The organism is Spirosoma lituiforme (genome assembly GCF_054776635.1).
Genome location: NZ_BAAHBO010000001.1, coordinates 969,188 through 982,827 on the forward strand (window position 1 = coordinate 969,188; position 13,640 = coordinate 982,827).

Sequence of the window (13,640 nt, forward strand, 5' to 3'; positions counted from 1 at the left end):
ATCGTATGATTTTTGCAAATGGCATTCGGAGCGGCTCCCTGTAAACGTTGTGAGCAAACCCAACAAGTTAAACGACAAGGCACCACTCGTGCCCGTATCATTACCTCATTCAGTAAGCCAGTTGTGACTGGAGCTTGAGCCACTTGTCTGTACTCAACCGGTGTTATAAACTGCAAGGCCTGATGAGGCCATTCCGTGCTGTACTCCACCAGCCACGCAGCCACCGTTTGGCCTACCTGTCGGATACTTGATCTGAAAGGCGAGTGACTCGGTAGGCAGGTAAAGGGGAATCGACAGCACGGGCCGCCGGGTCGTTACGAACCTTACGACTACCAATCAAATTATCCGACGTAAGATCTGGCCGCAACAGCAGACCGTGATCAGCACGGATTACAGGCCACACCCCAGTACTTGTGCCGCCAAGCCAACTGCTCGATCCGAATGCTGAATACTTTGTCTTTCTGCTTGATGACCGTTGGTTCTGCTAGCGCATTGCGGCTCATTCCCACACTCGTGAGTGATCTGAGCGATTATCTACCGGTTATCTTACGATTGAGACCGGACCACCGATGCGGCTGCTTTCAGTTCGCTTTTTAAAACTTGTGAAAATTAGTTTTTCACGCTATTGCTCACTGGCTCACTTTCAAAGGTTCAAGACATACTGAGTCCGATTTTCAAGAAACCTCATAAAGAATTAGCGGTATGAATAAGTCTATCTATCCGGCAGTCTTATCTAACGTACCCTTTAAAGCAAGTTTGTGAAACCTACCGCTACGGCGGACCATCAAAATTATGGGGAAGACTACGCTCACGAATTATTAAAAATAACTATAACAAAAAAGTAACCTTAAAAATAATAGAATGGATATAAACTCGCAGGAATACACTATTGTATTGCCTAAATAAACCATTGTCTTTATTAGTCATCTCTGCTTTTATAATAATTCATTAATTGGCTTTTACTTAATGATATTTTAATCTTTTTTGAGAGTAAAGGTTCTGGCATTATCCTTTATTACTTTATTTAAAATAATCACACCAAAAGAGGCATAGATTTAGATACTAAATCAGACCATCTACATTAAATTATTTAGCCTTTAGCATTGAATTACTTCATTAGAGCTATCCTTAAAAACTCTTTAATTTTCTTAATAATAGATTTAATAAGTTATGAAAATTACTTAATCATCAACAATTTAACTAACTGATTATAAGTAGTAGCTGTCATATATTTAAGCATTTCCTGAGTATAGAGAAACCTTGCCCTTTCACGTATAATTTGGTATAAACTTTTATATTTTTTAACCTACAAAACGTATGAAGACGAATATACAGAAATGCATCTGTAGAATTGGCAGATTTAGGCAGTTTATTCTGTTGAATATTTTACTGGCAAAACTACTTACTGTGAGTGCCGGAATTCCTGGCTCTTTATTATCAGTAGATATACCTATTACCGGAAAAGTTATCGATTCGGAAACTAAAACGGCGGTACCGGGTGTAAATATTATTATCAAAGGCACCGGTATCGGAACAACAACAGACACAGAAGGAAATTATAAGATCTCTGTGCCAAACACTTCGGCAACCTTAGTATTTAGTTTTGTTGGCTATATCAGTCAGGAAGTAAAAGTGGGTAACCGAAACACGGTCAGCATTACACTGGCACCTGATGCAAAAGCCCTTGGCGAAGTTGTGGTTATTGGCTACGGTACCGTAAAAAAATCAGACTTAACCGGGGCAGTAGCTACCATCAAAGGAGAAGAGCTGATGGATAAACCCGTACCCAACGTCTCCCAGGCGTTGCAGGGGAAAATAGCCGGCGTTGAAGTCAGCGTAAACAGCAACGCACCGGGAGCAGCCGCCAAAGTACGGGTTCGTGGTTTAGGATCAATCAACTCCAACATCGATCCGCTATACGTTGTCGACGGCGTCATTGGGGTGGATGGTAATTCTATCAATCCCAATGACATTGCCTCGCTGGAAGTGCTGAAAGATGCCTCGTCAACGGCAATTTATGGGGCACGGGGTGCCAACGGGGTTATTCTGATTACGACCAAACGGGGCCGGTCAGGAGCTGCCCGTGTTACGTACTCCGGCGACGTAAACGTGAGCGACCTGTACCGGCACGTCCGAACGCTAAATTCGGATGAGTTCATTCAGGTTTACAACCAGGCATTCACCAACGGCAGCAAGTTTGACCCCAATGGCGCGACCTGGACGCCCCTCGCTCCGCTTGATCACGCTCATTTCCCGCTGCTGTTCGATACAAACAACAAGCCTCTGTATAATACTAACTGGGAAAAAGAAGTCTATAAGCCCGCTTTTTCTCAGAATCAGAATCTGAACGTTCAGGGAGGCAATGAAAAAACCGTGTACAGTCTATCGCTTGGGTATTTGAACCAGAATGGCCTGATGATCAACTCCGGTTTCAAGCGGTACTCGGTTCGGTTAACGCTCGACAACAACGTTAACAAATGGCTGAAAATTGGTGGTACCATTTCGGGGATCAACAGCCAGCAAAAAGTAGTGTCGGACGGAAACGGAGGCTTAAACGTTCCCCGTTCGGTATCGGAAGAAGTGCCGATTGTACCCGTCAAATACCCGGATGGTACCTGGGCGGGCAATAACGACATTGCCGGTCTGGAAGGAGCCCCTAACCCGGTCAACACCGCCACAAACCGATACACGCTCAACAATACCCTGCAGGCGTTAGGCAATGTTTACCTGCTGTTTCACATCACCAAAGACCTCGACTTCCGGACGGATTTAGGCTATAATGTCAATTACCAGAAAAATAACTTTTTCTCGTCGCAGAACCTGCCGCACATCTCGGCGGATCAGGGCGGGGTAGCGGGGATTACCAATAACTCGACCCGGTACTGGCAATCGGAAAATTACCTGACCTGGAATAAAACCATTAATGAGCATCAGCACCTGACGGCCTTGCTGGGTGCCTCTTGGCAACAGTACAACCAGGAAACTGCCTACGTTGAGACTCAGAACTTTATCGACGATATTTTTCAGTGGCACAATCTCGGTTCGGGTTCGGTAAAAAGTTCGTCGACCTCATCGGATTATAAGTGGGCCATGAATTCTTACTACGCCCGGTTGAGCTATAACCTGAACGAGAAGTATTTATTCACGGCTACGGGTCGCTACGATGGGTCATCGAAATTCGGGGCCAATAATAAATTTGCCTTTTTCCCGTCTGCAGGAGCTGCCTGGCGCGTATCGGAAGAGGATTTTCTAAGAGGCAACAAAACCATTACCAACTTAAAAGTACGGGCAAGCTACGGCTTATCGGGTAATCAGGAAATTGGTCAGTACCGCTCCATTGCCCAGATTCAGCCGACCAACACCATATTGGGGGGTACCCAGCAATCGGCCCTGCTGCCCAGCTATCTGGGTAACCCGAATCTGAAATGGGAACGATCGCAGCAGTTCGATGCCGGGGTCGAACTGGGTATCGGTGAAGCCATCAACCTGACCGTCGATTATTATAACCGGGTGACCAAAGATTTGCTGTTGCAGGCCCCCATCCCGTGGTCGGCGGGTGAGCAAAATGCCAATGTGTACCAGAACATTGGCTCGGTCCGAAACTCGGGTGTGGAGGTGAGTTTCAACAGTACGAACATTCGGAAAAATAACTTTACCTGGACGAGCAGTGTCGTTTTTGCGTCGAACCGGAACCGGATTTTAAAACTGAATAACGGCAACGCGGATATTTTTCCCGGTCCTAATTTTCTGGGTCAGACCAACATTTTGCGAGTAGGCGAACCCATTGGATCGCTGTGGGGCATGACCCGGCTGGGTACGTACGGCACAAACGAGGCCGATGAAGCCGCCAAGCATAACCTTAAGCCCGGCGACCGGAAGTATATCTACAATGCCGATGGCAGCAACTACTACAGCATCATTGGCCGCACAACCCCCAAATGGACGGGCGTACTGAGCAACACGTTCAAATATAAAAACTGGGACCTTACTGCCGATATCCGCTTTGTGCAGGGTATCAATACCGCAGCCACCTTCAAGCATTCTACCGAAGACCGGCAGACGCTGGCAAACAGTCTGGCCACCGTGCTGGATGCCTGGACACCCGACCACCAGAACACCATGATTTCGCAAGTGCGAAACTACAAATTTGCGCAGGATTCGCACTTCGATACGTGGTGGGTAGAAGATGGCTCGTTCATTCGTGGGCAAAACTTTGTACTGGGTTACAACTTTGACAATTCTGCCCTACAGCGTATGAAAATAAACCGGCTGCGCGTCTACGCGAGTGTACAGAACCTATTCATTATCACCAAATACAGCGGTTACGACCCGGAGGTAGACACGTTTAATGCAGGGTACGGGTCGAACAGTGCCTTTTCGCAAAACCTCGATTTCTTTTCCTATCCCCGTCCCCGTGTCTGGAATCTGGGCGTAAACCTCACCTTTTAATTCTTTCACGAAACGTCATGAAATTAATCAGATATAGTGTAGTGGTCATTGCTCTGCTGACCATGGGGAGCTGTAAAGAGTTTTTACAGGAAAATCCAACCGGGTTTATTACGCCTTCTTCGAATGTTTCGAGCGTAAAAGTGGCTCGTGCCTACGCCAATGCGGGCTATGCCAGCCTGCAGGGTTTTCTGGCTGGTCAGCCTGCGTCTTATGGTGGCAATACCTGGAACCTGCTGGAGTTTGTAACCGGCAAAGTCAACAGTGATCTGGGACAGACCGGGTTTGCTACCTTTCAGAAGCTAGCCTACAATAATTCGTCCTTTTACTTTGATACCTGGTGGCAGCAGATGTACCTGGGAGTTGGGAACTGTAATCTGGCCATTCAGAGTATTCCCTCGATCAATGCCAGCGGACTAACGGACGAGCAGAAAACAAATATGCTGGCTGAAGTCCATACCCTGAGAGCCCTGTATTATTTTCAACTGGTGCGTATGTACGGGGCGGTACCGAGTGTAACCAGTACTCCGACCGACCTGAACCTGAATGTTCCCCGCACACCGGCGAAGGACATTTATGACAAAATTATTATTCCCGATCTGCTGCTGGCCGAAAAATCGACGCTACCCTGGCAGGATAATACCGGGAAGGTGTCGATGGGCGCTGTTGAATCGCTCCTGGCCGATGTGTACCTGACCTACGCGGGGGCCGCCATCAACGGTGGAGCGTCGTATTATGCCGAATCGGCCAAACGTTCGCTGAATGTGATTCAAAACGGTGGGTATACCTTATTTTCGGAATACACGGATATGATCAATCCGGCCAACAAAAACCTGGGCGAATTTATTCTGCAGGTTCAGTATGCCGCCAGTGTTCCATCCATTAACCCGCTGACACCCCTCACGATTCCCAACTATTCGGGCATCTCGAAATACGCGGATGAATACGGGTCTGTTTATCCGACGGATCAGTTTATAAAGTCGTTTCCGGCGGGCGACAAACGGGTGCAGGATCGGCAGTACGTATACCGGTCCTATCCCAGTCTGAAAACGGGCGAGACCGTAACATTCAGAAACACATATATCTATAAGTGGTTCGACGTGAACGCTGTAACGAATACCGCCAAGTCTGACCTCAATTATACATTGTACCGGCTGGCCGATGTGTATCTGATGTATGCCGAAGCATCCAACCGGGCCGAGGGTTCGCCTAATGCAAAAGCGGTTGATTACGTCAATAAAATTCGTACCCGCGCCCAACTGGCATCAATCGGTACGTTGAGCCAAAGCGCTTTCGAACAGGAGGTTTGGTTGCAGCGCTACTTCGAGCTATGCTTCGAAAACAAGATGTGGTTCGATATGATCCGCACCCGCAAAGTACACAACGACGTAACGGGCAACTGGGACGATTTTGTGGGGCACAAAACAGTTTTTGACGCCACATTTACCGAGAAAAATCTGCTCTTTCCAGTGCCTCTTCAGGAGCTGAACGTAAACCCGAATTTGTTGCCTAACAACACCGGTTATTAAGCCGCTGTCAGCGAATAGAGCCTCTTTTTACCGTCAGTAGCGCGCTCGTTACGGAATGCACAACGGATGGTAAAAAGGGGTGTGAGTCGTCAACATAAGTACTAACCTAGGCTTTACAGGCTTCTCTTTCTGTTTACACGGCTAGCTCTTGTCTCGGTTAACCGACGAGTCGGCAAAAGTGGTTTTCCTGAATACCTGTACCAAGTAGGCTTTCTCCATTTTTAGCTTCTGGCTTGTAGTACATCAACGCTTAAGCAACTCATTATGACAGACATTATGCAACTTCTTGTCGACGAGCTTACCGGCTTTTTGGGTATTCACCACTGGATGGCGATGTTCCGTTCGGGTGACTACCACTCATTACTTACCTGGAAGGGCATCCAGGCGGCCCTCTCTCCCCTGATTCCGCTCCTGTTATTGATCGAACTGATTCGGGGAGGTTTATACCGCACCTTCAACGTGGAAAACTATAAGATGTCTTTTTTGATCTACATCGTTAACCGCTTTATTTCCCGGTACCTTTCCATTGGCGCTGTCGCTTTTTGCATCGGCTTGTTTGAAAACCACGCGTTGTTTACGACTACCCTTACCTGGTACTGGTTCATCTACGGCTATATTGTTTGGGAACTCGCTCACTTTGTCTATCATTATCTGGGCCATAAAGTGCGGCTGTTCTGGTGCCTGCATTCTACGCATCATGCACCGGAAGATATGAACCTTTCGGTTACGTATGCCCACTTTTTCCTGGAGGCTCCCTACGCCGATGTTATCCGGACGACCATTTGTCTGCTACTCGGAGTGAATCCTCCCCTTTTGTTTCTGATCATGTTCATTGACGGAACGTGGGGCGCTTTTATCCACGTAGGGGAAAACCTTTTGAAAGATGGTCGGCTGGGTTTTCTCAATAAAATCCTGCTTACCCCCTCACACCACCGCGTACACCATGCCAAGAATCCACTTTACATGGACACTAACTTTTGTAATTTATTGCCTATTTGGGATAAAGCCTTTGGCACCCTACAAACGGAAGAGAAAGGTTTGAAAATTGAATATGGCATATCCCGGCAGGTCAGGCGGGGTCATTTTGGGGATGCTTATTTTGGGGAGTTCTACGCTCTGTTCATCGACATGAAACGGGCTCCCGGCCTGATAAATAAGCTTTTATACATCGTCATGCCCCCTGGCTGGAGTCACACAGGTGATCATAAAACGGCAAAAATAGTTCGCCACAATTATCTTCAGCAGACTACCAACGAGCCTGCGACTCCCGTAAGCTAACCCTACACAAACCGGCCAGTCTGAGCCGCCAGCTAAGGCAACCCATCCATGAATCAGTGGATGTACTAACAAAACTATCTACCGAGATTGGGAAAGCCCGCTCCTTTATCTCATTGGGGCAGCAGGTAAGTGAAGCCAGGTACACTTGTCGGCAGATCAGTCAACCGATCCGCATTTCGTTCAAGTCCTGACCAGAACAGTCAAAGCACTCACGAACTAATCCAATGCTCGGAAATGATGGAGCGCATCGTGTCAAAATCGTTGGCTTAACGATGCCGGCTTCAACAAAGACTAAGTTAAATGGAGTGGGGCTACCCCTAACTGACAGGGCCAAAAAGCCCATGTCCATCATTTTGTCTTGGCATCGTCGTTGGTTACCTTTTTACCCAGTGTTTCCCCTCCCGCCCGAATCTGCCCAAACTGCCAGCTAAAGGTCAGTTTGACCGATCGCGTGACGTACTGATTGGCGGTGTGCGCCCGAAAGGAGTTGGACTGCGAATCGTTAGTTTGCCGAAACGGATGCGTAAACGGATTGTTAAGCCCCAGCGTCAGGCTGCCTTTCTTGTCCCAGAACTCCCTGCGGGCTGCCAGACTGTAATGATACCAGGCCGAGTTTTTACCCTGCAACAGGACCCAGCCGGTGCTGTACATGCCGTAGGCTTGCAGCGAATAATTTTTGGGCAACTGATAGGCCATGTTCAGGTTAAGCTGCCAGAGCCAGCCCGCATTCTGCACCTGCAAGGCCGTACTACTGAATTGCGTATGGTAAAACTCCCCTCCGCCGTTTACTTTCCAGTTCCGGTTTAGTTGCCCCGCTACGTTTACATTCAGTCCCGTTCGCTGATTCCGCGCTACGTTCTGCTTGATGGTTTGCGATACCCCGGATGTATCGACCGTTCGCACGTCTTCGATGGAATTGTCGGTTTGCCGACGGTAGAGCGCCAGATTCAGATACGCCCCGCTTTTAGTAGTCAGGCTGTACGAGAGTTCGGCCAGATGCGTCAGTTCGGGGCGCAACTGGGGGTTACCCGCACTCAGATTCTTCGGGTCACTGGCGTTGATGAAGGGATTCAGATCCCAGATCATGGGCCGGGAAATACGCTGCGTATAGCTGACTTTGACCGACTGGCGCTCATCCAGTTGCTTACTCAGGATAACACTGGGTATGATGTTGGTAAAGCGAATACGGAACGGGGGTATTGAATCGGCAAATCGCCCATCCATAACGGTATTCTCCAGGCGAACGCCCGATTGAAGGGTCCATTTGGTTTGATTGGTCAGCTTCAGCGATGCATAGGTGGCCAGTACCTGCTGGTCATACGCGAACGTATTGGAACGACCTGCATTAAAAGTTAACAGATCGACCGCGTCCAGACTGCTGGTGTATATTGCATACGTACTGCCCACATCCCGCCGGATGGCTTTCACCCCAAATTCGAGCAGTTGGCGACCCGCGGATGAAAAGGGATGCGTATAATCGAGTTGAACCGTGAGCTGTGGATTCTGGCTTTTATTCTGGCTCATTTCCCGATAAATGGGCGAACCCGCTAGGCTATACTGGTCGCTGGTGTAGCGCGTGTTGTCGAACGTGTAGCTGTACTGACCCAGCACGGTAAGCTCCTGTTTCGGTTTTTTGAACGTTCGGGTATAGCCCGCGTTAAATTCCACATTGCCAAACGGCGATTGCTGGTCGACGTCCTGATTGTATTCCTGGGAGACAATACCCTCGGCATTTCGAAACCGGTTATAGAGCCCATTCGAATTGGGCCAGGCCCCACCCCACGTACTGATCGAGACGTTCACCCGGTTCAGCGTATCGAAGGCGTATTCCATACTCAAGTCCCCGAACCAGCCCCGATGAACGTTGTTGGCACTGCGTCGCTGGAACAACTCACCGGCGGGCTGGCCGTTCAGCAGCGATACGCGGGTTATTTCCGAAACACTTTTTTCGCGTTCGGCATCGGCATTTCCGGAAAACGTCAACCCAAATTTCTCCCGTTTGAATCCGTAGCTGCCCCCCAGCGACTGCATGTAGTTGCCCGCCGTTACGTCCAGATTACCAGAAGAACCTTTCAGCTGCTTCTTGGTGATGATGTTGATGACCCCGCCCGACCCTTCGGCATCGTAGCGCGCCGATGGACTGGTAATGACTTCCACCGATTGAATGGTATTGGCCGGAATCATCTTCAGCGCTTCGCTCAGGTTACGCGCCAGCAAACCCGACGGTCGACCGTTGAGCAGCACTTTCAGATTCGAGCTACCCCGCAGTTGCACATTCCCCGTTACGTCCACCGTGAGCATGGGCGCTTTGCGCAATACATCCACCGCCGTCCCTCCTTTGTTGGTCAGGTCGTTCGCTGCGTTATAAACCAGTCGGTCTGATTTTTCTTCGATCAATGCCTTCTGCCCGGTGATCACAACTTCGCTGAGTTGACGACTTTCCGGACGCAGTAATAGCGTACCCAGTTGCAAAACCGGCTTCTGGGCCGTCAGCGTAAGGGCGTCAACTGTCCGGGACTGGTAGCCAATAAACGTCAGCCGAAGGCTATAGGAACCGGGCAGTACGCCCGAAAAGGCAAAGGAGCCGCTTTCGGACGTTGTTTTGCCGGTCAATACGGCACCAGCAGCCGTTAACAGCGCAACCGTAGCAAAAGGTACTGGCTGACGAGTTACCGAATCCAGCACGATTCCGTTCAGCTGACCTGCCGATTGAGAAACGGCTGAAGGAGTTGGTTGCTGAGCAACAGCACGGATTGATAGCAAAAAGAAGAATGATACGTAGTAGAGCGTCGAGAAGTTCATGCCGATTAAATGCCGCCGGGAATCCAGTAGAATGGGGTAAAGTACGGTTTAATGGTTGGGGTATTTGGCAAAAGAATGACGAACGAGGTCTTTTTGGTGACCAACTGAGTTGGTCATTTACGTTTGTAGAGCTTGTGCGTTCCATGTTGTTTTGCAGAAAATTGCCTGATACTAAACGTTTTTTACGGACAAGCATGGCTCGACTATTCTTCCAGAAGCTTCTGGTGGCTTACCCTGATCTAACGGCCCTCGTCGTACGCCTGGGTTTTGGGTTTATGATGAGTGTCAATCACGGGTATGTCAAACTCATGCATTTCCACGAGTGGAAAACCGACTTCACCCACTTTATGGGTTTGGCTAGTTCCCTTTCGCTGGCGCTGGCTATCTTCGCCGAACTGGGATGTTCAGTGATGCTGATGCTGGGTTTGTTCACCCGGCTGGCTCTCCTGCCTTTATTGATCGCGATGGCGGTTATCTTCCAGTCGCACCACTGGGACTTGCTGGGCGAGGGTGAACTGGCAACGAGCTTTCTGATTGGCTACCTGGCTATTTTGGCCATCGGGCCGGGTCGCTATAGCCTGGACTGGCTGCTTAGCGAGCGACTGAAACCCAAAGCGAACTGAACCAAGTTGCGGGTACCACTCATTAAAAACGTAGACTGATCGATGCGACTACCTACCTGGTTCGATAACCGAAAGCGATGGTTACGGGAAGGACTCTTCTTTGTAGTCCTTTTCGTGCTGATGTCGCTCAACTCCTGGAATCGGCTGACCACCCTTAATGATTTTGGCCGAGCCCTTATCTACTTTCTGCTGCTCTACGGCCAGGCGCAGTTTCACCGGTTTGTGCTGTTTCCATTGTTATTCAGCCAGCAGGTCAGGCGCTACCTCGTCCTGACGACTCTGTGTTTGCTGGCGGGCAGCTTAGTAGTCTATACGGCTAATTACTGGCTTTATCCGGAGTTTTATAACACCCAGGACTGGCGCGAAATCGGTCTTTTCCATCTGGCTACCTGCATGGTCAGTCTGATTGCCATTCTGGCTCTTTTCCTGATCCAGCGTTTTTACCAGCAGCAGCAGGAGCGCCATGCGGATCAGTTGCTGCTTCAGGAGGTACAGATGAAGTTTCTGCACGCTCAGTTGAATCCGCATTTCTTTTTCAATACACTAAACAACCTGTACGGCATCAGCTTGCATCAACCTGCCCGCATGCCTGATTTACTGATGCAGCTCTCGAAGCTGATGCGGTATCAGGTCGATAGCAGTCGGCGGTCGTGGGTATCGCTTCAGCAGGAAATCGAGTTTATCACCAGCTACGTGACGCTGGAACGCGAACGCGTAGGAAACCGTTGCCAAATTGCGTATACGCATCCAACCGATACATACTGCCTACAAGGTTATCAGTTAGCCCCGCTCCTGCTCATACCGCTAGTCGAAAATGCGTTCAAACATGGAACAGGTGATATCCAGGGCTGCTTCGTCGCTATTTCCGTAACGCTGAATGGCGATGCATTAACCCTTCGCATCGAAAACTCGGTGCCGAGCCATAAGGTACCCGTTACGTCGACTGGACTGGGCTTGCAGAACACGCGCCAGCGGCTGGAGATTCTCTATGCCGGTAAGCATCAACTCCGGGTCGAACAGCCACCGGGCCGGTACAAAACCGAACTGATTGTTCAGTTAACTCCCTTGCTCCATGCCCAGTCCATTGCGGTGCCTGCTCATTGACGATGAAGTAGCCGCTCATTACGTATTACAACACTACGTTGAGCAGGTAGACCAACTAGCGCTGGTCGGCAGTTGCTATCATGCGCTGGAAGCCATTAATTTCCTGCACCGTCAGCCCGTCGATCTCCTGTTTCTGGATATCAATATGCCCCAGATGAATGGCCTCCAGATGCTGGAAACGCTGACCCATCCACCCAAAGTTATTCTCACGACCGCCCATTCGGAGTTTGCTTTGGAAAGCTACAATTACAACGTAGTGGATTACCTGCTAAAGCCCATCGAATTCGCCCGATTCCTGAAGGCCATTGATAAGGTCGTGGTCGCGCAACCCGAAGAAGAAACGCAACGGGTGAGTTTATCCATACCTGCTCCGGCTTCTTTTGTGATCAAAGTAGACGGCGACTGGGTACGACTGGCTTACGACGATCTGCTGTATGGCCAGAGCTGGGGCAATTATGTCAAGCTGTTCACTACGCAGCAGATCTACGTAACGGCCTTGACCATGACCGAGCTCGAGCAGCGATTACCCGCTCATCAGTTTATTCGCATCCATAAATCCTACCTGGCTTCTCTGAACAAAATCAGACGCCTGAGCGGCAACGAGGTTCTGGTAGGCGAAGCAACGCTGCCCGTTGGGCTTACCTACCGCCGGGAATTAGTGGACCGGTTCCAGTAAGGGTAAATCACTTAGAGCATGTTTAAAAACGTAAGTATTCACTCCGAGCCATTTTCAATGCGTCACTCTATGTGACAAAAACAGGATGCCAACGGCGACTTTTACCCAACGATCTACCACCTTAACACAAAGACCTTTGACAAAATCAGACCCTTCGCTGTACGTTCAATTATACTCTCTTTGACTGATTCAATTGATATAGTCATTTATAGGCGATGCTCCCTTTCCAAAGGGCTTAGGGATATCCTTCTTTTTGTTCGCCTTGCAACCTAGAAATTCTGTACCTTCAACATTAACAACCTGCTTCCTAGGTCGACAATAGATTTCTCACATTCACGTCCTTGACGTGAGTTAGGTACTACTATATCATGAAGTTAGGTTACGCCCGTGTCTCTACGGCACCGGCCGCCCGGCCAAGCTTAAAGGGCTATCCAAAGCCGGTGAGCAGAAAGCCCGACTTGGTGAAAGTCTCTACAAAGAAGCCAAGTATCCGGTTGAACAAATCGCCCGAGAGTTACACATCCCTAAAACTACTCTGTATAAGTATCTCCGTCTACGCGAGGTCGAAATTGGCGCTTCAGTCGAAATCCCGATTACCACAACGTAGAAAGTTGTAGCTGTGGCCCATTTAACTCTCCTTCTTTCGCCCAAATAACTATGACCAGTCTCGATAAGCATCCATCGAGGTTGAATCCTTCAGAACGGTATGCGAGCCGTCTGGCCCCGCAATGATTGCTCCCGTACCATGACTAGTTCCTCAAGAGGTGCACAGCTGTTTTATCGTTGAAGAGTCGTGTGAGCCGCTTGCCATAGGAATCAGTTTTGGTCAGCCGGTTACCCAACAACAAACCTGCCTGATTCTTTAGTTTGCTAAGATTAATGGTCTCTTCGATTAAGCTGGCGCAGGCCGCAAGCAGCAAATTTTCAGCATACTGAAAGGTAGATAGGGAGCGAAATCGAGCCATGTGAGTCACGTTATGAAGCACGTGTTTTGTCTTCGCTTTTGCTGAAATGCCCCATCCATGTCCAGCTCTGAAGAAAAAAAATTATGATTCAGTAACAAACCCCACGCAAAGGGTACGATTATTGTAAATAAATATACTATATGTTACTATTAAATAAAAAACTACACAAAAACAATAAAAGATGCTAAGGGAGCACAAAGAAGTATACAGACGGGTA

8 protein-coding genes and 1 pseudogene are annotated in these 13,640 nt (G+C 49.0%); 7 read left to right on the forward strand and 2 right to left on the reverse strand.

The features are described from left to right. Positions 1-1,317: 1,317 nt before the first annotated feature. The 3 genes from ACYU87_RS04175 to ACYU87_RS04185 all read left to right on the forward strand — a co-directional run bounded on the left by ACYU87_RS04175 (position 1,318) and on the right by ACYU87_RS04185 (position 7,253). Positions 1,318-4,449 (forward strand): SusC/RagA family TonB-linked outer membrane protein, encoded by a 3,132-nt coding sequence (locus ACYU87_RS04175; RefSeq protein ID WP_461132765.1) that lies wholly within the window; start codon positions 1,318-1,320, stop codon positions 4,447-4,449. A 17-nt stretch (positions 4,450-4,466) separates the two neighbouring features. Further along, positions 4,467-5,975 (forward strand): RagB/SusD family nutrient uptake outer membrane protein, encoded by a 1,509-nt coding sequence (locus ACYU87_RS04180; RefSeq protein WP_461132766.1) that lies wholly within the window; start codon positions 4,467-4,469, stop codon positions 5,973-5,975. 276 nt (positions 5,976-6,251) lie between these two features. After that, positions 6,252-7,253: a sterol desaturase family protein gene (locus ACYU87_RS04185; RefSeq protein ID WP_461132767.1), complete on the forward strand. Its 1,002-nt coding sequence runs from the start codon at positions 6,252-6,254 to the stop codon at positions 7,251-7,253. A 348-nt stretch (positions 7,254-7,601) separates the two neighbouring features. Here ACYU87_RS04185 and ACYU87_RS04190 read toward each other — a convergent pair whose 3' ends face one another. Further along, positions 7,602-10,055 (reverse strand): TonB-dependent receptor domain-containing protein, encoded by a 2,454-nt coding sequence (locus ACYU87_RS04190; RefSeq protein WP_461132768.1) that lies wholly within the window; start codon positions 10,053-10,055, stop codon positions 7,602-7,604. Positions 10,056-10,249: 194 nt separating this feature from the next. Between ACYU87_RS04190 and ACYU87_RS04195 the strand changes: the two genes are divergently transcribed. The 4 genes and pseudogenes from ACYU87_RS04195 to ACYU87_RS04210 all read left to right on the forward strand — a co-directional run. Then, the gene (locus ACYU87_RS04195; protein WP_461132769.1) at positions 10,250-10,678 is read left to right on the forward strand and encodes a DoxX family protein; all 429 of its coding nucleotides are present in this window, start codon (positions 10,250-10,252) and stop codon (positions 10,676-10,678) included. 42 nt (positions 10,679-10,720) lie between these two features. Continuing rightward, positions 10,721-11,782 carry a sensor histidine kinase gene (locus ACYU87_RS04200; RefSeq protein ID WP_461132770.1) on the forward strand — a complete coding sequence of 354 codons (1,062 nt, stop codon included), beginning with the start codon at positions 10,721-10,723 and terminating at the stop codon, positions 11,780-11,782. Further along, positions 11,751-12,458 (forward strand): LytR/AlgR family response regulator transcription factor, encoded by a 708-nt coding sequence (locus ACYU87_RS04205; protein WP_461132771.1) that lies wholly within the window; start codon positions 11,751-11,753, stop codon positions 12,456-12,458. Before ACYU87_RS04200 ends, ACYU87_RS04205 begins: the two co-directional genes overlap by 32 nt. A gap of 481 nt (positions 12,459-12,939) precedes the next feature. Next, positions 12,940-13,065: pseudogene (locus ACYU87_RS04210) on the forward strand (recombinase family protein); the annotation flags it as partial. 142 nt (positions 13,066-13,207) lie between these two features. On the opposite strand, the gene ACYU87_RS04215 reads toward ACYU87_RS04210, so the two are convergent. Then, entirely contained in the window at positions 13,208-13,423 is a 216-nt protein-coding gene (locus tag ACYU87_RS04215; RefSeq protein WP_461132772.1) for a hypothetical protein, read from the reverse strand. Positions 13,424-13,640: the final 217 nt, after the last annotated feature.